Annotated in this window: 20 protein-coding genes; 8 read left to right on the top strand and 12 right to left on the bottom strand. The window is 63.8% G+C overall.

What is annotated here, in order from left to right; genetic code table 11:
- Positions 1-85 precede the first annotated feature (85 nt).
- The 4 genes from cydP (at position 86) to cydX (ending at position 3,287) form a co-directional block, all read left to right on the top strand.
- Positions 86-358: a cytochrome oxidase putative small subunit CydP gene (cydP, locus tag C2L64_RS01680; protein WP_090834967.1), complete on the top strand. Its 273-nt coding sequence runs from the start codon at positions 86-88 to the stop codon at positions 356-358.
- On the top strand, positions 348-1,937 hold the full coding sequence (locus C2L64_RS01675; RefSeq protein ID WP_042306328.1) for a cytochrome ubiquinol oxidase subunit I: 1,590 nt from the start codon (positions 348-350) through the stop codon (positions 1,935-1,937). The genes cydP and C2L64_RS01675 overlap by 11 nt, the downstream gene beginning before the upstream one ends.
- A gap of 67 nt (positions 1,938-2,004) precedes the next feature.
- A complete protein-coding gene (cydB, locus tag C2L64_RS01670) occupies positions 2,005-3,141 on the top strand; it encodes a cytochrome d ubiquinol oxidase subunit II (protein WP_090834966.1) in 1,137 nt (378 codons plus the stop codon).
- A gap of 26 nt (positions 3,142-3,167) precedes the next feature.
- The gene (gene cydX, locus C2L64_RS01665) at positions 3,168-3,287 is read left to right on the top strand and encodes a cytochrome bd-I oxidase subunit CydX (RefSeq protein ID WP_007579673.1); all 120 of its coding nucleotides are present in this window, start codon (positions 3,168-3,170) and stop codon (positions 3,285-3,287) included.
- Between the two features lie 71 nt (positions 3,288-3,358).
- Here the strand turns inward: cydX and nagE are convergent, their stop codons facing one another.
- The 5 genes from nagE to C2L64_RS01640 all read right to left on the bottom strand — a co-directional run bounded on the left by nagE (position 3,359) and on the right by C2L64_RS01640 (position 10,760).
- The gene (nagE, locus tag C2L64_RS01660; protein ID WP_090834965.1) at positions 3,359-5,119 is read right to left on the bottom strand and encodes an N-acetylglucosamine-specific PTS transporter subunit IIBC; all 1,761 of its coding nucleotides are present in this window, start codon (positions 5,117-5,119) and stop codon (positions 3,359-3,361) included.
- A 109-nt stretch (positions 5,120-5,228) separates the two neighbouring features.
- Positions 5,229-7,817, bottom strand: coding sequence for a phosphoenolpyruvate--protein phosphotransferase (ptsP, locus tag C2L64_RS01655; RefSeq protein WP_090835048.1), 2,589 nt, complete (start codon positions 7,815-7,817; stop codon positions 5,229-5,231).
- A 13-nt stretch (positions 7,818-7,830) separates the two neighbouring features.
- Positions 7,831-8,838, bottom strand: coding sequence for an SIS domain-containing protein (locus C2L64_RS01650; protein WP_090834964.1), 1,008 nt, complete (start codon positions 8,836-8,838; stop codon positions 7,831-7,833).
- A complete protein-coding gene (nagA, locus tag C2L64_RS01645; protein ID WP_090834963.1) occupies positions 8,831-9,934 on the bottom strand; it encodes an N-acetylglucosamine-6-phosphate deacetylase in 1,104 nt (367 codons plus the stop codon). Before nagA ends, C2L64_RS01650 begins: the two co-directional genes overlap by 8 nt.
- 91 nt (positions 9,935-10,025) lie before the next feature.
- Positions 10,026-10,760: a GntR family transcriptional regulator gene (locus tag C2L64_RS01640; protein ID WP_079484201.1), complete on the bottom strand. Its 735-nt coding sequence runs from the start codon at positions 10,758-10,760 to the stop codon at positions 10,026-10,028.
- A gap of 377 nt (positions 10,761-11,137) precedes the next feature.
- On the opposite strand from C2L64_RS01640, the gene C2L64_RS01635 reads away from it, so the two are divergent.
- Positions 11,138-12,061, top strand: coding sequence for a bifunctional helix-turn-helix transcriptional regulator/GNAT family N-acetyltransferase (locus tag C2L64_RS01635; RefSeq protein WP_090834962.1), 924 nt, complete (start codon positions 11,138-11,140; stop codon positions 12,059-12,061).
- 94 nt (positions 12,062-12,155) lie between these two features.
- On the opposite strand, the gene C2L64_RS01630 is transcribed toward C2L64_RS01635, so the two are convergent.
- Complete coding sequence (locus C2L64_RS01630; RefSeq protein WP_079498099.1) at positions 12,156-12,968, bottom strand: MetQ/NlpA family ABC transporter substrate-binding protein; 813 nt, start codon at positions 12,966-12,968, stop codon at positions 12,156-12,158.
- 332 nt (positions 12,969-13,300) lie between these two features.
- Here C2L64_RS01630 and C2L64_RS01625 point away from each other — a divergent pair, with 332 nt between their 5' ends.
- Entirely contained in the window at positions 13,301-14,119 is an 819-nt protein-coding gene (locus tag C2L64_RS01625) for an FkbM family methyltransferase (protein WP_090834961.1), read from the top strand.
- A gap of 7 nt (positions 14,120-14,126) precedes the next feature.
- On the opposite strand, the gene C2L64_RS01620 is transcribed toward C2L64_RS01625, so the two are convergent.
- A complete protein-coding gene (locus C2L64_RS01620; RefSeq protein ID WP_090834960.1) occupies positions 14,127-15,893 on the bottom strand; it encodes a methyl-accepting chemotaxis protein in 1,767 nt (588 codons plus the stop codon).
- A 216-nt stretch (positions 15,894-16,109) separates the two neighbouring features.
- Between C2L64_RS01620 and C2L64_RS01615 the strand changes: the two genes are divergently transcribed.
- A complete protein-coding gene (locus C2L64_RS01615) occupies positions 16,110-16,400 on the top strand; it encodes a YciI family protein (protein ID WP_007579663.1) in 291 nt (96 codons plus the stop codon).
- Positions 16,401-16,481: 81 nt separating this feature from the next.
- Here the strand turns inward: C2L64_RS01615 and C2L64_RS01610 are convergent, their stop codons facing one another.
- The 5 genes from C2L64_RS01610 to C2L64_RS01590 all read right to left on the bottom strand — a co-directional run bounded on the left by C2L64_RS01610 (position 16,482) and on the right by C2L64_RS01590 (position 20,684).
- Entirely contained in the window at positions 16,482-17,099 is a 618-nt protein-coding gene (locus tag C2L64_RS01610) for an SCO family protein (protein ID WP_007579662.1), read from the bottom strand.
- A 4-nt stretch (positions 17,100-17,103) separates the two neighbouring features.
- Positions 17,104-18,009 carry a heme o synthase gene (gene cyoE, locus C2L64_RS01605; protein WP_007579660.1) on the bottom strand — a complete coding sequence of 302 codons (906 nt, stop codon included), beginning with the start codon at positions 18,007-18,009 and terminating at the stop codon, positions 17,104-17,106.
- A 5-nt stretch (positions 18,010-18,014) separates the two neighbouring features.
- Complete coding sequence (locus tag C2L64_RS01600; RefSeq protein WP_079484185.1) at positions 18,015-19,124, bottom strand: COX15/CtaA family protein; 1,110 nt, start codon at positions 19,122-19,124, stop codon at positions 18,015-18,017.
- Between the two features lie 51 nt (positions 19,125-19,175).
- Positions 19,176-19,847 carry an SCO family protein gene (locus tag C2L64_RS01595; RefSeq protein WP_079484182.1) on the bottom strand — a complete coding sequence of 224 codons (672 nt, stop codon included), beginning with the start codon at positions 19,845-19,847 and terminating at the stop codon, positions 19,176-19,178.
- Positions 19,848-19,916: 69 nt separating this feature from the next.
- Complete coding sequence (locus C2L64_RS01590; protein WP_090834959.1) at positions 19,917-20,684, bottom strand: SURF1 family protein; 768 nt, start codon at positions 20,682-20,684, stop codon at positions 19,917-19,919.
- Between the two features lie 87 nt (positions 20,685-20,771).
- Here C2L64_RS01590 and C2L64_RS01585 point away from each other — a divergent pair, with 87 nt between their 5' ends.
- Entirely contained in the window at positions 20,772-20,981 is a 210-nt protein-coding gene (locus C2L64_RS01585) for a twin transmembrane helix small protein (RefSeq protein WP_007579652.1), read from the top strand.
- Positions 20,982-21,065: the final 84 nt, after the last annotated feature.

Raw genomic sequence — 21,065 nt, 5'->3', positions numbered from 1 at the left:
ACAATGGTTGTGCATGCGCCAGTGCCGCGAGTGATGCGCACTGTGTCCTGCCGGGTCAACCGGCGCGATGTCGTGCCCATAAAACATGGCCATAACGCTCAATCACAGGAATGCCACCCGCCGCACGCTCGTCAGCCGCATCGTCGCGTGGGCTCGCGGTCCGACCTTCGCCCGCGACATCCTGATCGTGCTCGCGATCAAATTCGCGCTTCTGTTCGCACTCAAGTTCGCGTTCTTCAATCATCCGCAGGCGCAGAACATGTCGCTACCGCCTGCGCAGGTCGCCCAGGCGCTGCTGTCGGTGCCCGTATCCGTCCCACCGCCGCCTTCGACTCAAGGTGTCAACCATGCCCGCTAGCGACGTCGTCGATCTCTCTCGCCTGCAATTCGCCGTCACGGCGCTGTATCACTTTCTATTCGTGCCGCTGACGCTCGGGCTGTCGTGGCTGCTCGTCATCATGGAAAGCGTCTACGTGATGACGGGCAAGCCGATCTACAAGGACATGACGCAGTTCTGGGGCAAGCTGTTCGGCATCAACTTCGCGATGGGCGTCACCACGGGTCTCACGCTGGAGTTTCAGTTCGGCACCAACTGGTCCTATTACTCACACTATGTCGGCGATATTTTCGGCGTGCCGCTGGCCGTCGAAGGGCTGATGGCGTTCTTTCTGGAATCGACCTTCGTCGGGCTGTTCTTCTTCGGCTGGAACCGGCTGTCGCGCATCCAGCATCTGATGGTCACGTTTCTCGTCGCGCTCGGCTCGAACCTGTCCGCGCTGTGGATCCTGATCGCGAACGGCTGGATGAACAACCCGGTCGGCGCGGAGTTCAACTACGAAACGATGCGCATGGAGCTGTCGAGCCTGTTCGCCGTGATCTTCAATCCCGTCGCGCAGGTGAAGTTCGTGCATACGGTGTCGGCGGGCTATGTGACGGCGTCGATGTTCGTGCTCGGGCTGTCGTCGTGGTATCTGCTCAAGCGCCGCGACATCGACTTCGCGCTGCGCTCGTTCGCCGTCGCGGCCGGCTTCGGGCTGGCGTCCACGTTATGCGTGATCGTGCTCGGCGACGAATCGGGCTACACCACGGGCGAAGTGCAGCGGATGAAGCTCGCCGCAATCGAATCCGAATGGGAAACCGCGCCGCCGCCCGCGCCATTCACGATTGTCGGCATTCCGAACCAGCAGGCGGAGCGCACCGACTACGCATTGCGCGTGCCGTACGCGCTCGGCATCATCGCGACGCGTTCGCTCGACGAGCCTGTCATTGGTCTGAAGGAACTGATGGCGCGTAACGAGACGCGCATCCGCAACGGCATGCTCGCGTACGACGCGCTGCAAAAGATCAAGCAAGGCGACGCCAGCGACGCAACGCATGCTGCCTTCGACCAGCACAAGCAGGACCTCGGCTACGGCCTGTTGCTCAAGCAGTTCACGCCGAACGTCACCGACGCCTCCGCCGAGCAGATCAAACAGGCCGCAAAGAAAACCGTGCCGCCCGTTCTGCCCGTGTTCTGGTCGTTCCGGCTGATGGTCGGCCTTGGCATCTTGTTCCTCGCGACATTCGTGCTCGCGTTCTTCTTCTGCGCGCAACGCTCGCTGCTGCGTGACAACCGGCGCTGGTTCCTGCGCTGGGCCGTGTGGGCGATTCCGCTGCCGTGGCTCGCGGCGGAGTTCGGCTGGATCGTCGCGGAAGTCGGGCGCCAGCCGTGGACCATCGCGGGCATTCTGCCGACTTCGCTATCGGCGTCGAGCCTGACGGCGGGCGATCTGTATCTGAGCCTCGCGGGCTTCGTCGTGTTCTACACCGCGCTTTTCATCATCGAGATCACGCTGATGTTCAAGTACGCGCGGCTTGGGCCTTCGTCGCTGCATACAGGGCGCTACCACCACGAGCAGACCGCGAAGCCGGCGGTCGGCGCGAATACGGCGGCATGAGCGGCCTCGACCGCGATATCGACAGTGACACCCTTGCCGTCGCAGGAAAACACGAGGAAACATCGCTATGGATTACGCAACCCTCAAAGTGATCTGGTGGGTGCTCATCGGCGTGCTGCTGATCGGCTTCGCACTCACCGACGGCTTCGACATGGGCGCAGCGATCCTGCTGCCGTTCATCGGCAAGACGGACGCGGAGCGGCGCATCGTCGTGAACACCGTCGGCGCGACGTGGGAAGGCAACCAGGTCTGGCTGATCACCGCGGGCGGCGCGATGTTCGCCGCGTGGCCGCTCGTCTACGCCGCGTCGTTCTCGGGCTTTTACTTCGCGATGCTGCTCGTGCTGTTCGCGCTGTTCTTTCGCCCAGTCGGCTTCGACTATCGCGGCAAGCGCGATGATCCGCGCTGGCGCACCGCGTGGGACTGGGCGCTGTTCGTCGGCGGCTTCGTGCCGGCGCTGGTATTCGGCGTCGCGTTCGGCAACCTGCTGCAAGGCGTGCCGTTCCAGTTCGATCAGGATCTGCGTGTCACCTATCAAGGCAGCTTCTTCGAGTTGCTCAATCCGTTCGCCTTGCTGTGCGGCGTCTTGAGCGTGTCGATGCTGGCCGCGCACGGCGCGGCGTTCGTCAAGATGAAGGCGGATGGCGTCGTCGCGCGGCGCGCATCGATTGCGCTGCGCATTGCGTCGCTGGTCGCGGTCGCGCTGTTTCTGATCGGCGGCGTGCTGGTCGCGACGCTGGTCGGCGGCTATCAGATCACCGAACCCGCGCCATTCGACACCGTCGCGAATCCGCTGCTGAAAAACGTGATCGGCGCGCCGGGGCTGTGGCTCACCAACTACGCGACGTATCCGTGGATGGTCGCCGCGCCTGTCGCGGGCGTCGTCGGCGGCGTGCTCGCGCTCCTGCTGGCGAGTTCGCGCTTCGAGCGCAGCGCCTTTCTGTCGACGTCGCTGATGGTGATCGGCGTGATCCTGACGGCGGGCTTTTCGATGTTTCCGTTCATCATGCCGTCGTCGCTCGATGGTCGCAGCAGCCTCACCGTCTGGGATTCGACGTCGAGCCGGATGACGCTGCAGATCATGCTGATCGCGGTGATCATCTTTCTGCCGCTGATACTCCTCTACACGAGCTGGGTGTATCGCGTGATGCGCGGCAAAGTGACCGCCGACATGATCGAACAGAACCATCATTCGATGTACTGACACGCCGCGCCCAAGAGGAGCAAACCATGTGGTATTTCAGCTGGATTCTTGGTATTGGACTTGCGCTCGCGCTCGGCATCATCAACGTGATGTGGCTCGAAGCGAACAATGCCGTCGAGCCGGACGCCGACCCGGACCAACGTTAAGCGGGTAAACGAAAATCGGCGCCCCGCGGGGCGCCGATTTCATTTGCCAAAAGCTCTCGCCGGGACGAACGTCAGGCCGTTGCCGTCAGGCGCGTCGACAGTTGCTGCGCGTACCGCTGCGCATCTTCGCCAACGACGATGTGGAACGTATCCGTCGACACCCACGCGACGCTCAGCGTGTCGAGACGCTGGCGATCGACGGCCGACGGATCGCGCACGACGATACGCAGACGCGTCGCCGCGACGGCTTCGAGCGAAGCGACATTGGTCACGCCGCCGAACACGGCGAGCCAACGCAGCGGGTCCGGATCGAGCGGGCCGTTGCCCGTCGCAGCAGCCGGAGCCGCAGCGGCAGCAGCCGGCTTGGCCGACACAGCAGCAGGCGAAACAGCCGCCACCGCGCCGCCGCTCGCGATCGTCGTACGGATTTCATCGGCGATCATGTCCGCTTCCGGTCCGATGATCACCTGCACGTTGCCGCCGCCGCGATTCAACACGCCGCGCGCGCCGATCGACTTCAGACCGTTCTCCGACACCTTCTCCGAATCCACCACCGACAGACGCAGACGCGTCGTGCAAGCATCGACCACCGACAGATTCGCCGCACCGCCTAGCGCCGCGATGTAACGCTGCGCGCGCGTGCCCGACGCTGCCGCCGCACCTTCGACAGGTGCCACATAACCGGCAGACGCGTACGACTCATTGGCCACTTCCGGCGTTTCCGCCTCACGGCCCGGCGTTGCCATGTTGAACTTGCGGATGAAGAAGCGGAACAGACCGTAGTAGACGATGGAATACGCGATGCCGATGGGAATCGCTTCCCAGCCCTTTGTCGACAGGCCGTAGTTCAGCACGTAGTCGATCGCACCCGCCGAGAACGTGAAGCCGAGCTTGATGCCGAGCGCCGAGCAGATCGCGAGCGACAGACCCGTCAGCACCGCGTGAATCGCGTACAGCACAGGCGCAAGGAACATGAAGCTGAATTCGATCGGCTCCGTCACGCCCGTCAGGAACGACGTCAGGGCCATCGAGAACAGCAGGCCGCCAACCATCGCGCGGCGCTCCTTCGGCGCTTCATGGAACATCGCGAGACACGCTGCGGGGAGACCGAACATCATAACCGGGAAGAAGCCCGTCATGAACGTGCCCGCCGTCGGATCGCCCGCGAAGAAGCGGTGCAGGTCGCCCGTTACAGCGGCGCCGCCCGGCGGCGTGAACGAGCCGAACACGAACCACGCGAGCGAGTTCAGGATGTGATGCAGGCCCGTTACCAGCAGCAGACGGTTAAGCAGACCGAACACGAACGCGCCGACTGCGCCCGCCGTCGTCAGCCAGTGGCCGGCTGCGTCGATGGCGCCCTGAACAGGACCCCACGCGTAGCCGAACACGATGCCTAACACCAGACACGCCACCCCCGTGACAATCGGCACGAAGCGTTTCCCTCCGAAGAACGCGAGGTAATCGGGAAGCTTGATGTCCTTGTACTTGTTGTACAGCATCCCCGCGACGATACCGGCGATGATCCCCGACAGCACGCCCATGTTGAGCTTGTCGTTGATGTCCTTCATCACGGCGACTTCGATCAGATAACCGATCGCGCCCGCCAGCGCCGCAACGCCGTTATTGTCCTTCGCAAAGCCGACAGCGACGCCGATCGCGAACAGAAGCGGCAGGTTGTCGAAGATCGCGCCGCCCGCGTCGGCGATCATCTTGATGTTGAATACATCGGGCTGGCCGAGGCGCAGCAACAGGCCGGCGACGGGCAAAACCGCGATCGGCAGCATCAGTGCGCGGCCAAGGCGCTGAATCTTCAGAAACGGATTTCCATCCATTGATACCTCCACTCCTTTGTCTCGTGTAGTTGCGTAATTGCTTTACATGCTGGGTGAAATGTCGAGCTGACGGATCTGGCCTTTCAGACTGGTTGCGACGCAAGCGCCATCAGTCTTGCGGCCAGATTTCGCGGCTCAGGGCTCTTACCGCTTGTGCCGATTCGAGCGCCAGAGCGTCCTGGGCGCGCTGACGGCACAACTGATAATCGAGTTTGCGTACGCGTGCCTTGATGCCGGGCACGGACACGGGGTCGACCGACAGTTCGGTCACGCCGAGGCCGACGAGCAGCGGCACCGCGAGCGGATCGCCCGCAAGCGCGCCGCACACGCCGATCCACTTGCCGTGCTTATCGGCGCCCTGCACCGCCGCCGAAACGAGGCGCAGCACGGCCGGATGCAGGCCGTCCGCCTGGGCGGCGAGATCCGGCTGGCAGCGGTCCATGGCGAGCGTGTATTGCGTGAGATCGTTGGTGCCGATCGACAGGAAGTCCGCGTGCTTCGACAGCTGATCCGCGAGCAGCGCCGCCGACGGCACTTCGATCATCACGCCGACTTCGATCTTCTCCGCGCGGCCGGCCTCGGCGGCAAGCTCGTCGATCCGCTTGCGCAGCCGCACGAGTTCGCCCACGTCCGTGACCATCGGCAGCAGGATGCGCACCTTGCCCAAGGGCTGAACTGCGAGCAGGCCGCGCAACTGGTCTTCGAGCAGATCCGGGCGCACCTGCGCGAGACGGATGCCGCGCAGACCGAGCGCCGGGTTCGGTTCGGGCGGCAGCGTCAGGTAATCGACTTCCTTGTCCGCGCCGACATCGAGCGTACGGATGATGGCCGTGCGGCCCTTCAGCGCTTCGACGATCGACTGATAGCTCTGGCGATGTTCGTCGACGGTCGGCGCCGCCTGGCGATGGATGAACAACAGTTCGGTGCGCAGCAGGCCTACGGCATCTGCGCCGTTGTCGACAGCAGTGGTTGCGTCCTCGAGTGTCGCGATGTTGGCGGCGACTTCGATCGCGCGGCCATCGCTGGTGGCGGCGGCTTGCTGCGACGTGCGGCGATTCACTTCGCGCACGCCGGCCAGACGCTCACGCTCGTTGCGCGCGCGTTCGACATCGAGTGCGCTCGGCGCGTATTCCAGACGGCCCGCCGTCGCGTCGACGACGACCTGCGTACCGTCGGCGATCGCGTGCAGCGCATCGCCCATCGCGACCAGCGCGGGAATACCCGCCTGACGCGCGATGATCGCCGCGTGCGACGTCGCGCCGCCGCGCGCCATCACGAGCGCCGTGACGCGCTTGCGATCCAGCGACGACAGATCGGACGGCGTGAACTCGTCCGCGCTCAGCACGGCTTCATCGGGCAGCGAGCGCGAAGCCGCGTTCGAGTAACCGAGCGCGCGCAGCACGCGCTTTTCGAGGTCGCGCAAGTCGGCGGCGCGTTCGGAGAGCAGTGCATCGCCGACGTTCGACAGCACGCCGATCTGCGCACGGATCGCCTCGCGCCACGCAAAGCCCGCGCTCTTGCCGAGGCTGATCAGATCGCGCGCGGCGTCGATCAACGTCGGGTCTTCGAGCAGCACGCGATGCACCGCGAAAATGCCCGCTTCGCCATGCGCGCCGCGTTGCGATGCGTCGCGCACGGTTGTGTTCAGTTCGGCGTCGACGGCGGCGATCGCCTTGTCGAGCGCACGGCTTTCGGCGGCGGGCGTGTTGCTCGTCGTCTCCGGCGGATCGATGTCGGCATCGTCCCAACGCACGAGCTTGCCGACAGCGATGCCGGGCGCCGCGCACACGCCCGCGAGCGTGTTCGGCGCGAGCGGCTCGCCCGTCTTCGGCGCGGCTGCAACGGGCGCCGGCGACAACTGGCACGCGGGCTTTTCTTCCGCTTCGCCGTGCGCCTCGCGCGTCAGTTCGCGCACCACGGCCTCGACGGCCGCACCAGCCTGCGCGCCGATACCGACGATCTCGACCGTCGCACCCTGCCCCGCGCCCAGGCCGAGCAAGCCAACGACGCTTTCGATCGCCGCCTTCTTGCCTTCGAAACGCACTTCGACACGCGCATCGAGACCGCGCGCCGCTTCACGGGCGCGCGCCGCCGGACGCGCATGCAGACCGCCAGCATGCTCGAGCACGATCGTCTGGCGCGCTTCTTCGCTCACGCTCGACGCTTCGCGCGATGCCGCCACGGCCGCGCCGTCGCGCACGCGCAGCGTGAGGAGCGGCGACTGGCCTGCCTTGAGCACGCCATCAGCCGCAGCGCGCTCGACGATCTCGAACGCATCCGAGTTCGCAATCGCGATCACCGACACGAGACTCGGCGCACTGCGCGCAACCGCGTCCTGATCGAACTCGATCAGGACGTCGCCGGTGCGCACGCTCGCACCCTGCTCGATCAGCGGCGCGAAGCCCTTGCCGTTCAGCTCGACCGTGTCGATACCGATATGCAGCAGGATTTCGGCGCCTTCTGCCGTCGCGATCGTGACGGCGTGGCCGGTGCGCGCCAGATGCATCACAACGCCGTCGCACGGCGCAACGAGCTTGCCTTCCAGCGGATCGATACCGATGCCGTCGCCGAACATGCCACCCGAAAACACCGGGTCGGGCACCTTCGCGAGCGGGACGACGGGACCCGTCATCGGCGCGAGCAGGACAATATGGCCTTCGGAATGGCTCTTCAAACGGGACTCCTCGACACGTCGCATCTGCATCTCTCGATCAATGAGTTTCGGTAACTTTCATCAGATGGCGCGGCGCATCAGGGTTGCGTCCGCGAGCGGCGGCGAGGCCGGCAGCCATCACGTAGAAAGAAAGGATTGCGGCAATCGGATCGAGCGCCGCGTGCGCCGTCGATACGAGCGGCAAGGTGGCTTCGGGTACGTCGTCCGGTGCGGCGAGCAGCACGCGGGCGCCGCGCGCCTGCATGTCGCGTGCGAGCTGCAACAGGCCTGCCTGCTCCGGTCCGCGCGGTGCGAACACGAGCAGCGGATAGTCGCGGTCGATCAGTTCCATCGGACCGTGACGCACTTCGGCGCTCGAAAACGCCTCGGCCTGGATGCCCGACGTTTCCTTGAGCTTCAACGCCGCTTCCTGCGCGATCGCGAGGCCAAGACCACGGCCGATCACGATCATGCGTTCGGCGCCGCGCAGTTCATCGACGGCCTTCGACCAGTCGAGCGCGCCTGCGCGGCGCAGTGCGTCCGGCAGCGACTTCAGGCCGTCGAGCAACGCTTCGTCCTTCTGCCAGTGCGCGACGAGTTGCGCCGACACGGACAGCATCGCGATATAGCTCTTGGTCGCCGCGACGCTCAGTTCGGGACCGGCAAGCAGCGGCAGATAGAACTCGCACGCGTCTTCGAGCGGCGAGCCGGGCACGTTGACAGCGGCCACGGTCAGCGCACCCGCTTCGCGCAGTGCCTGCATCGTGCCGACCAGATCGGGGCTCTTGCCCGATTGCGAGAACCCGAGCGCGAGTTGATTACGCACCTGCAGCGGCGCTTGTTGAAGGGTCGCAACGGACATCGGCAGCGACGCGACGGGCAGGCCGACACGGCTCATCGTCAGCGAGGCGAAGTAACTCGCCGCGTGATCCGAGCTGCCGCGCGCCACCGTCAGCGCGACATGACGCGGCTCCTGGGCGAGACGGGCCGCGAGCGCTTCCACGCGCGACGTATCGTTGAGCTGCGCGGCGACCACGTCAGCGGACGCCAGCGCCTCTTTAAGCATATTCGACAATCGATTCTCCTTCGACGTAAGTCGCCGTCAACGCCAGTTCGCGATCGAACACGACGATGTCTGCCCACGCGCCGCGCGCGAGACGGCCGCGGTCTTCGAGGCCGAGATAGTCGGCGGCGTAACGGGACATACGATTTGACACCTCGGCCATCGGCAGGCCGAGCGATACGAGGTTGCGCAGCGCCTGATCCATCGTCAGCGTGCTGCCTGCGAGCGTGCCGTCGGCAAGACGTACGCCGCCGAGGCACTTCGTCACGTGCTGGCTGCCGAGGCGATATTCGCCGTCAGGCATGCCCGTCGCCGACGTGCTGTCCGTCACTACATAGAGGCGCGGGATCGCGCGCATCGCGGCGCGGATCGCGCCCGGATGCACGTGCAGCAGGTCGGGAATGATTTCCGCGTACTCGGCGTGCGCGAGCGCCGCGCCGACCATCCCGGGATTGCGGTGATGCAGCGGCGACATCGCGTTGAACAGGTGCGTGAAGCTGCGCGCGCCGTGCTTCATCGCGGCGACTGCGTCGTCGTATGTACCGAGCGAGTGGCCGAGCTGCACGCGCACGCCGCGCGCGTTGATCTCGGAGATGATCTCCATGTGGCCGGAAATTTCCGGCGCAATCGTGACGACGCGGATGGGCGCGATCGACAGATACTTCAGCACTTCGTCGAGCACAGCCGACACGGCCGCGTCAGGCTGCGCGCCGAGCTTGCCGGGATTGATGTACGGACCTTCGAGGTGCACACCGAGCACGCGCGCGCCGCCCGACACGCGGTTCTTCGCGACGTCGCCGAGGCCCGCGACGACGGCCATCAGCTCGTCGCGCGGCGCCGTCATCGTGGTGGCGAGCAGGCTCGTCGTGCCGAAGCGCGCATGCGTGCGAGTGATCGCCTCGATCGCGTCGCCCGCTTCCATCACGTCGGCGCCGCCGCCGCCATGCACGTGCAGATCGATGAAGCCGGGCAGGATGTACGGCGCGTCGTTGGTCGACGGATCGGCGGCGTTGCCCGTGATGGCCGTGATGCGGCCGTTTGCGGATTCGATCGTGCCGTGGATCCAGCCTTCAGGGGTGAGTATGTTTCCGGTCAGCATGAGTCTCTCTGATGTTGCGTTATGCAGTGCGTGACTGATTCGCGCCGCGTGCGTTCCGTTTGTCTGCCGTCGCGCCTGTCAGCGCGCCAGCTCACAGCCGCAGTTCAGCGACGAAGTCGTAGTAGTCGTCCCGGCAATAGGTATCGGTGAGTTCGATGGCACGCTGATCCGCGCTGTAGCCCACGCGCGTGATCAACAACAGTGCGCTGCCTTGTTCGAGGTCCATCAGCGTGGCGATCTCGCTCGACGCGTTGACGGCGCGAAAGTGCTGCAGCGCGCGCACGACGGGCATGCCGCGCTGCTCCAGGTAACTGTAGAGCGAGCCGCCGATGGCCTGCGGATCGGACACGATCGACACGGGCAGCGACGAATGCTCGACGGCCATCACGATGCCGTCGGCGCGGCGCAGCCGGCGCAGGCTCGCGACGGACGCGCCCGGCGACAGCCCCAGATGCACGATCTCGTCGCGCGTCGCGCTGCGGACCTCGCGTTCGAGCCATATCGAATCCGGGCGGAAGCCGCGCTGCTCCATCTTCTTCGTGAAGCCGGTGAGACGCGACAGCGGATCTTCGACGCGCGGCGTGATGAAGCTGCCCGCGCCGCGCGCGCGCCGGATCAAGCCTTGCTCGACCAGCAGCGCAATCGCCTTGCGCGCCGTGATACGCGACACGCCGATCGCATCGGACAACGAGCGCTCCGACGGCAGTGCCTCACCCGCCGACCACACGCCGCAATGGATCGCCGTCGCCAGATTGCGGGCGAGCTGCAGGTACAGCGGCGTGACGTTGCGGGCGTCAGGTGTCAGTGCGGACCAACGGGTTTCCATATGGCTCGGTCGGGGATCGTGAGGGGACTGGACTGCTCGGCCTGCGAAACTGGAGCCCATTATATAACCACAATAATACCAGTCAACGAGCTGGTATCTAGCTGGTCTACATCAAGCAAACCCTTGCCCAATAAGGAATTCGGCGAATTAAGCGGTTTCCAACTGACAGCCCGCTGGCATTAGGACATACCCGCATCTGAGACCAGTTGCCCAACTGGTCCTCACGAATCGTCTGTCAAGTTGCGTGCGTTAACCCGCAAATGTCATACCTCTTTATTAACGATCTGGTGCAAACTTCGAAATTCGCGAGCGATCACTCGATGGAAACAACATAGCTTGGTGAACCGAATGACAGGCCAATACGGGGAGCGGAAACGGTGAACGATCCCGCTATAGTCCGGGCGGAAGCCGTCCGCCATTTCAATCGTTTTTACACGCAGTACATCGGGGCGCTGCACGAACATCTGCAGAAAAGCCCGTATTCGCTGACCGAGGTGCGGGTCATGCACGAACTGTCGCGCAGCGAGCACCAGACGGCGGCGGCGCTCGCGCGCAATCTCGGCATCGACAGCGGCTATCTGAGCCGGCTGCTGTCGAGCTTCGAACGGCGCAACCTGATTTCGCGGCGGACGTCGGAGATCGACGCGCGCCAGTCGCTCGTATCGTTGACCGAGGCGGGGCTTGCCGCGTACCAGCCGCTCGACGCCGCCGCGCTCGACGAGGTCGGCGCCGTTCTCGCGCGGCTCGCGCCGCATTCGCAGGATCAACTGATCCACGCGATGAAGCTGATCGAGCGCCTGCTCGACGAGCGGCCGCGGCATAGCATCGTCACGCTGCGTGCGCCGCGTGCGGGCGAATACGGTTGGCTGGTGTCGCGCCAGGCGCAGCTGTTCGCATACGGCCACGGCTGGGATCACACGTTCGAAGCGCTGCTCGCGCAGCAGGCCGCGCGCTTTGCGCAGGGTCACGACACGTTGCGCGAAATCTGCTGGGTCGCGGAACAGGATGGCTTGATTGTCGGTTCGGCGCTCGTCGCGACGGCATCCGACATGCAGGCGAGTGTGCGTATGCTGTATGTCGAACCGGACGTGCGGCGGCTCGGCATCGGCGCGCAACTGATCAACGAATGCGTGCGCTTCGCGAAGCGCGCGGGCTACCGTACGCTCTCCGTCGAAAGCGAGAGTTCGCTCGACGACACGCGGCGGCTCGTTACGCAGGCTGGCTTTACGCTGGTATCGACGGCACCCGAACGGCGCTTTGGACGCGATCTCGTCATCGAGCAATGGGAGCGCGCGCTATAGCGGCTGCGTCTCGTGCCTTTGCTACGCGCACAAAAAAAGCGCCACGGTCTCCCGTGGCGCTTTTCTTTCACATCACGCGATCAGGCCGCGTCGCTTAGAACGACGGCACGACCGAACCCTTGAACTCCGTCTTGATGAACTGACGCACGTCTTCCGACTGATACGCCGCGACCAGCTTCTTCACCCACGGCTGATCCTTGTCCTTGATGCGCACGGCGATCAGGTTCGCGTACGGGCTGTGCAGGTCTTCGAGCGCGATTGCATCTTTGGTCGGCTGCAGGCCGGCTGCCAGCGCGAAGTTCGTGTTGATCGCGGCGGCATCGACGTCGGAGAGCGAACGCGGCAATTGTGCTGCGTCCAGTTCGATCAGCTTCACCTTCTTCGGATTGTCGGCGACATCGAGCGGCGTCGCGTTGCTGCCGTTCGTGCCCGCGCCCGCCTTCAGCTTGATCACGCCTTGCGACTGCAACAGCAGCAATGCGCGATTTTCATTCGACGGATCGTTCGGAACCGCGATCTTCGCGCCTTGCGGCAAATCCTTCAGCGACTTCAGCTTCTTCGAGTAGACGCCAAGCGGCGAGATGTAGGTCAGACCGGCGTTGACGATCTTGTAGCCGCGCTGCTTGATCTGGCTGTCGAGATACGGCTGATGCTGGAAGCTGTTCGCGTCGAGATCGCCTGCGTCGAGCGCGGCGTTCGGCTGCACGTAGTCGTTGAACTCGATGACCTTCACGTTCAGGCCTTCGCGCTTCGCGACCTTCTGCACTACCGACCAGATTTGCGCGTCGGGGCCGCTGATCGTGCCGACCTTGATGACCTTGTCGTCGGCACGTGCGCCGAAGCTCGTGACGAGCGCCGCCGAAGCGAGCGCTGCGGAAAAGACCTTGATGAGTGTTCTGCGCTGCATGTGATTCTCTCTTGACTGCCTTGTTTCGGATTCGTATTCGACAGCGGGCACATTGACGTAGCCCGCGAAGTGTCGAGCCCTAAATCGTCTCACAGCCGCGCGTCGATGGGAAATACAGGGTTCGCATATGGGTATGCGCGTTGTCCCGCGCGGCTTTGTCACGGGGTTGCATGGCGTGCCTCGTTGCGCATGGTGTTTTAGGAGTCGTCCTATAGGGGCATACCCGCCGCCTTTTTAAGATAAGCATGCCTACCAAGCCCAATCGATTCGTCGGGCGCATCTCACCCAGCCTTCGTTGCGGACACTCCACTCACGACTCAAACGAGAGACACATGTCATATCCCGCTCGCCCCATCGCCTTCGTTCTCGCCTCGACCAACCACGGCAACATGATCGTCAACCGCAACGATTTCGCGATCAAACAGGACGGCGGCGTGTTCGGCGTCGGCTTTCAGTTGCTCACGGCATCGCAGTTCGATCTCAACGAAATTAAACTCGCACTCCTGATTCTCGACCTGCGCCGCCGCCATTTCGGCGACGGCGTGATCGCAATCGACGGGGGCGCGAACATCGGTGTGCATACGATCGAATGGTCGCGGCACATGTACGGATGGGGCGATGTGCACTCGTTCGAAGCCCAGGAAGCTGTGTATTACGCGCTGGCGGGCAACATCGCGCTCAACAACTGCATGAACGTGCGAGCGCGGCTGACGGCACTGGGCGAAAGCTGCGGAGAGATGATCGTGCCGCGGCCCGACTATACGCGGCCCGCGAGCTTCGGCAGTCTGGAACTGCGCCAACGCGAAAATACCGAGGCCATCGGGCAGCCGATCTCTTACGACGCGCAGGACGGCGTCAAGGTGCCCGTGATCGATCTGCCTTCGCTGAGTCTCAATCGGCTGGACTTTCTGAAGCTCGACGTCGAAGGGATGGAACTCGACGTACTGCGCGGAGCACGCGCCGTGCTCGAACAGCACCGCCCCGTCATGCTGATTGAAATGATCAAGTCCGATCGCAACGCGATTCAGACTTTTCTAACCGAACTCGGTTATCGTCAGTTTGACTATGGAATCGATCAACTGGCGATCCACGAATCCGACCCGACCTTGCAGCACATCCATCAAACCGAGAACGGTCTCGTTCTCGGTTGAGGAGCCGTTAGAAGGTAGTCCAATCGTCATCGGATGACGACGCCTTTACCGGACGCGGCGACGCATCCGTCTTCACGGCCGGTCTCGTGGCCTCGCGCGCACCGAGGTCCGCTTTCGTCGCCGTCGCGGCAGCGGTGGTTGCCGGCTTCGCGGCTGGCTTCGCCGCTGCATTCACGACCTTCTTCGCTGCCGCAGGAACCGTCTTCGCAGCGACCAGCGGCTCACCGCCATTTACCCGGAACGCACCGATCGTCTGACGCAGACGCGTCGCCTGATCCTGCAGCGATGCAGCAGCGGCCGCAGCCTGCTCGACAAGCGCCGCGTTCTGCTGCGTGACCTCGTCCATCTGAGTGACCGCACGTCCCACCTGCGAGATGCCGCTGCTCTGCTCTTCCGACGCCGCGGCGATCTCGCCCATGATGTCCGTCACGCGGCGCACCGCCTGCATGATCTCGCTCATCGTCGTGCCTGCCTGCTCGACGAGCGTGTAGCCGTTGTTGACGCGCTCCACCGATGCGCCGATCAGCTGCTTGATTTCCTTCGCCGCCGTCGCCGAACGTTGCGCAAGACTGCGCACCTCGCCCGCGACGACCGCGAAGCCGCGGCCCTGTTCGCCCGCGCGCGCCGCTTCGACGGCCGCGTTCAGCGCGAGAATGTTCGTCTGGAACGCGATGCCCTCGATGACGCCGATGATGTCCGAGATCTGCCGCGAGCTATCGTTAATCTCCGTCATCGTGTTGATCACGCGGTTGACGACCTCGTTGCCCTTTGTCGCGATCTCAGACGCATTGTTCGCAAGACCGCTCGCCTGGCGCGCGTTGTCGGCGTTCTGCTTGACGGTCGCCGTCAGCTCTTCCATGCTCGCCGCCGTTTCCTGCAACGACGCCGCCTGCTGCTCCGTGCGCTGCGACAGATCGCCGTTGCCCGCCGCGATCTCCTGCGTCGCCGACGCAATCGACTCCGCCGACTGACGAATCTCGCCAATCGTGCGCTGCAAGCGGCTTTGCATCTCGTTCATCGCGGCCATCATGCTCGACGAATCGTTCGCGCGCACGAACACGATCTGCGTGAGGTCGCCCGTCGCGATACGCGCCGCGAGCTTTGCGGCATCCTGCGGCTCGCCGCCTAGGCTGCCGCGCACATTGCGGATGATCAGCAACATCGCGAACGAAATCCCCGCGCCGATCACCAGCACGACGATGAAATGCTCGATCAGGTTCGCGTAGTAAGCGGTATCGATGTCGCGCACGAATACGCCACTCACGATGTTCCAGTCCCACGGCGCGAAACGCACGGCATAGCTGATTTTCGGCACAGCCTCTTCGCTGTGCGGCAGACGTCCGCGGTATTCGGCGAAGCCTTTGCCCGTCGCCTTCGCCGCATCGACGATCGACACGTACAGCAGCTTGCCGTCCGGGTCCTTGAAGTCGCCCACCGCTTTGCCGTTCATCTGCGGCAAGGTCGGATGCATCAGCACCACGGGCTTCGAATTCATCACGAACAGATAACCGGACTCGCCGTAACGCATCGTCGCGAGACGCGCGAGCGCTTCGCGCTGCGCATCGGCCTCGCTCATCTTGCCGGCCTGCGAAAGTGCGTAGTAGCCGCTCACGACCCCTTGCGCGGCATCGACGAGATTCACCATGCCTGCCTTGCGCTCGTCGAGCATCGTCGAACGGGTTTCCACCGCGCTCCACAATCCGACGCCCAGCAAGCCCAGCCATACGAGCACAAGCGATAACCACAGCTTGCGGTTCAGACTCATCCTACTCATTGTGTTGGTCTCTTGTGGTGTGGTCACATCTTTGGCAAATCTGCGGCGCCCGCTTAAGACAGAATGGGCGCAAACGATTGCTCTCCTGGATAACGGCAAATCGATGCGCCGACTTGAGGCGGGCCGCCAGTCACGCCCCGCGCCGTGTCAGCCGATAATGGCGGGATGCGGCGCCTACGCGCGCCGTCCGCCTCTTCCCCATTTGCGAGGTATTTTATGTATGTCGTCTCCCTCAGCTACACGGCATCGCTGGATCGTGTCGACGATGCGCTGGAAGCACACCGCGCGTTCCTGACGCGTCAGTTCGATGCGGGCGTGTTCATCATGGCAGGGCCGAAGGTGCCGCGCGACGGCGGCGTGATCATCGCGGCGGGTATCGAACGATCGAGACTCGACGAGATTCTCGCGAGCGATCCGTTTGCGCAGCAGAAGGTGGCACGCTATGACGTGACGGAGTTCAAGGCGACGCGGATGGCGCCGGGGATGAATCTGAAAGCGCCCGAGTGAACTGGGGCTTAGAAAATGAAAAAGGCTGCACGTCGTCGTGCAGCCTTTTTCATTTCAATGTGCGACTTTTGCGCCGCTCGTTCAGCCGAGCAACAGCTTCAGATCGTGCACCCACGGCGATGCGCCCTGCCCGTCACGCGCGAAAAGGCGCAGCTTGCCGTCGGTATCGAACACGTAGCTCGCGGCCGTGTGATCCATCGTGTAGCTGTCGGGCGTCTTGCCCGGCACCTTCGCGTAGTAGACGCGAAAGTCCTTCGTCACCTTCGTCAGCTGCTCCTGATCGGCAGGGCGCAGCCCGACGAACGTCGGATTGAACGCCGGCACGTACTGCGACATCAGTTCAGGCGTATCGCGCTCAGGATCTACGGTGACGAACAGCACCTGCACGCGCTTCGCGTCTTCGGGGCCGAGTTGCTGGAGCGCCTGCGAAAGCTCGGCCATCGTCGTCGGGCAGACGTCGGGGCAATGCGTATAGCCGAAGAACATCACGACGACCTTGCCCTTGTAGTCGGCAAGCGAGCGCAGCTTGCCGCTCGAATCCGGCAGCGAGAAGTCGGCGCCGAACTGCTTGTTCCCCGTGATATCGACGTTCGTGAACGCGGGCTGTTCTTTCCCGCATCCCGACATCAGCGCCGCGCCGCCGAGCGCGCACGCGACGAGAGCAACGCGCGCCGCGCGCGCGAACCGTTTAGTGAGCATGGTATTACGCGCCGATCAAGGCACGCGAATAGTGGTCGATCAACAGCGCCGCAAACAGCAGCGACAGATAAACGATCGAATAACGGAAGGTTTTACGCGCGAGGTCGTCCGAATATTCCCGATAAATCTTCCACGCATACGCGAGGAACACGGCACCCAACAGAACCGCCGACGCCAGATACACGATTCCGCTCATGCCCGAGATAAACGGCATCATCGTTACCGCGAACAGAATGATGGTGTACAGCAAGATATGCAGACGCGTGTACTGCTCGCCGTGCGTGATCGGCAGCATCGGCAGGCCGGCGTTTTCGTAGTCCTTGCGGCGATACAGCGCGAGCGCCCAGAAATGCGGCGGCGTCCACACGAAGATGATCAGCACGAGAATCCACGCGTCGCCGGGAACGGCGCCCGTCACGGCCGCCCAGCCGAGCGCCGGCGGCATCGCGCCCGATGCGCCGCCGATCACGATGTTCTGCGGCGTATAAGGCTTGAGCAGCAGCGTGTAGACGATCGCATAGCCGACGAACGTGGCGATAGTGAGCCACATGGTCAGCGCGTTGGTGAACGTATAGAGCGTCCACATGCCAAGGCCGCCGAGCACGGCCGAGAACAGCAGAATCTGTGAAGTGGTGATCTCGCCGCGCGCCGAAGGACGCCACGCGGTGCGGCGCATTTTCGCGTCGACTTTCTGTTCGACGAGACAGTTGATCGCGAACGCAGCGCCCGCCAGCAACCAGATGCCGACTGCGCCGCCGATCAGCACCGTCCACGGCACCATGCCGGGCGTGGCCAGGAACATGCCGATCACTGCGCAAAACACGGCGAGCTGCGTGACACGCGGCTTCGTCAGCGCAATGTATTGAGAAATCCGGCTACCGGGCGAATGGGGGAGAGTTGTGCTGTCCATGTGGGTCACGCTGGCGCGGCGTCGCGCGCGTGAACGACGGCGCGGCCGGGACGGCTATAAGCGATTCGAAAGTTTAGCATAACGAGCAGGAGCAGCAGGATCGCGGCCCCGCCGTTATGGGCGACGGCAATGGGCAAAGGCCATTGCAAAACGATGTTCGACAGGCCCGTGATGAACTGGATCACGATCACGAGCAGCACGCCGTTCGCGGGCCGCCGCAGCGACTCGAAGCGGCGCATTTTCAGCGCGAACCACAGCAGATACGCGACCACGACAAACGCGAACGTGCGATGTGTCCAGTGGATCGCGACCAGCGCGTCCTGCGTGATCACGTCGCCGTCGCCCGTCATGCCGAGTGCGCGCCACAGATGGAAGCCGTGCTCGAAGTCCATCGGCGGAAGCCACTGGCCGTTGCAGGTCGGGAAATCGGTGCAGGCGAGCACCGCGTAGTTCGTGCTGACCCAGCCGCCGAGTGCGATTTGCACGATCAGCAGCGCTAGGCCGAACAGCGCGGCAACACGCCACTGCGACGCTTCGGGCTCGTACGCGGGTAGCGGCGTCTGACGCGCGGCGAGCCAGCCGAGCGTGCCGAGCAGCGCGAGCCCGAGCAACAGATGAATCGTCACGATCACGGGTTGCAGCTTCATCGTCACGGTCCATGCGCCGAACGCGCCCTGCACCAGAATCAGCAGCAGCAGCGACGTCGGCCACCACGGCGATACATGCAGCGGACGGCGCTTGATGCGCGCGACCCACGCGATGACCGTCTGCGCGACGATCAGCACGCCGATCGCCATCGCGAAGTAGCGGTGGATCATCTCGATCCATGCCTTCGTCATGCTGACGGGGCCCGACGGCATCGCGTGATACGCGGCATTGATCGCCGCGTGCGCGATGAACGGCGACGACGTGCCGTAGCAGCCCGGCCAGTCCGGGCAGCCGAGGCCCGAGTCGGTCAGGCGCGTGAAGCCGCCGAACATCACGAGGTCCAGCGTCAGGAAGGTCGTGACCCAGACCAGCTTGCGGAACTTGTTGTCGTCGGCTTTCACCCACACGTACGACAGCGGCAGCAGCGCAACGCACAGCCCGATCAGTCCCAGTTGCAATACGAACATCTATCTTTCCTTCTCTCGCCACCAGGCGAGTTTCAACGTGCTCGCGGCACTTTAGCCGATACCCGAATTTCTGAGCAGTTTCGTGACATCACCTTTGATCTTGCTCGGGTTTGCGTCTTTCGGGAACCGCATCATCAGGTTGCCGTTCGGGTCGACCATATAGATGTGATCGGAGACCTGTGTGCCTTCGTCGGCGGGCAGCCATGCGCTCACTTCCTTCGGATCGGCGATCAGCATCTCCGTGTCCTTGTACGCGTTATCGACGACGTCGGGCACCTTGCTGGCATCCGTGCGCAGAAACACGTTGACGATGCGCTCGCGCTCGCCCGCCTGGGTCGCGCGCACCTGGCGCATGAAATACAGCTTCGTCACACAAGGCTTGTCGCATGCGCTGCTGTCGACGGAAATCAGCAGCCAGCGGCCGCGCAAGGACGCGAGCTTCATCGGCTTGCCGTCCTCGGCCGTGACGACGAGCGCGTCGGGGATCGGGCGTTGCGGCTCGATCAGCGTGCCGTAGCTCGTCGCGCTGCCCTTCGGCTTGATCACGTAGTACGTGAAATAAGACCCGATGACGGGCGCCGCGCAGACCAGCGCGATCAGCAGCAGTGTCCAGCGGCCGCGCTGCCACGAGCCTTTGCCGTTCGGCTGGCCCGGAACCTTACCCTGCCCGCGTTGCGCGGGTTGCTGTCCGGTTTGCTGCGAACGGGGGTTTTGCGTCGACACTCGTGATCCTCTTTTCATGATGGCGCTTGCATCACGCCTGTAAGCTGCAGCCGAGCGACGCGTGAAGCATCACGCCCGGGGCGCCTGTCCGTTGTTGGCCGCGTCGCCGCCTTCCGGTCCCTTGCTCTCGATCCGATTCGCATTCTTCGCCGCACGCCGGGCCGCATACAGGCCGAAAATCACTGCGGCGGCGGCCATGCCCCACCACTGGGCCATATAGCCGTAGTTGCGTTCGACGCCCGACGTCGGCGCGGGCCAGTCGCGCACGAGCTTGTCGCCGTCGTCGCTCGTCTGTTGGATCACGAACGGCTGCAGCGGCAAGCCCGTTTCCGCCGCGTACGACGCGACATCGAGATTCTGGCGAATCGTCTGATGCGCGGCCGAGCCACCCTCACCGAGTTCGTACGCGCGGGTCGCGTCGGCACGCGCGATGCCTTCGATTTCGATCTCGCCCTTCGGCGTGTCGTACGGCGCGATCGCCGTGCGCTCGTTCATGTTGCGCGGCAGCCAGCCTCGATTGACGAGCACTACGCCGCCGTCGCGCAGTTTAAAGGGCATCACGACGTAAAAGCCCGGCTGGTCGTTATACGGGCGATTATCGAGGTACACCACTTGCTGCGGCATAAACTGTCCGACCGCATGCACGCGATGAAACTCGATGTCCTTCAGCGCGACGGGCGCGGCGCCCACGGTCTGCGCGGGCGCGCTCTCGAACTGCGTGATCTGCGCCTGCAACGCTTCCTTCTGATGCGCGCGGTCGCGTTGCCAGAAACCGAGCCGCACCGTCACCGCGACGACGATCAGAATCAGCAGCATCGGTATGAGACGAATCTTCATCGTGCGATTCTGGTCGGAACACGAACCATTGCGTGCGGTGCGATAATGAAATCGTTGCCTTCGCTTTCCTGAATTTCAGTTGGTTCCATGCACATTCTCGTTCCCATCGCGTTCGTTCTGATCATCGGCAGCATGGTGTCCGCGCTGTACTTCATGATGCACGACCGGGGCAGAACGAAGCGTATGGTCTGGTCGCTCGCGACACGTGTCGGCCTGTCGATTACGCTGTTCCTGTTCATCCTGTTCGCGAACTGGATGGGCTGGATTCATTCGACGGGCATTCCGTACGGACGCTGACGGCACACGTCCAGTACGTTCAGCGGTAACAGCACGCAGTCTCGCAGTGCGCCGACCTGACGGTGCCGTCTCAAATTGACGGCG

It is taken from the genome of Paraburkholderia hospita (assembly GCF_002902965.1).
Lineage (GTDB): Bacteria > Pseudomonadota > Gammaproteobacteria > Burkholderiales > Burkholderiaceae > Paraburkholderia > Paraburkholderia hospita.
The sequence above is the reverse complement of the archived record's forward strand: the minus strand, read 5'-3'. Positions and strand labels throughout refer to the sequence as shown.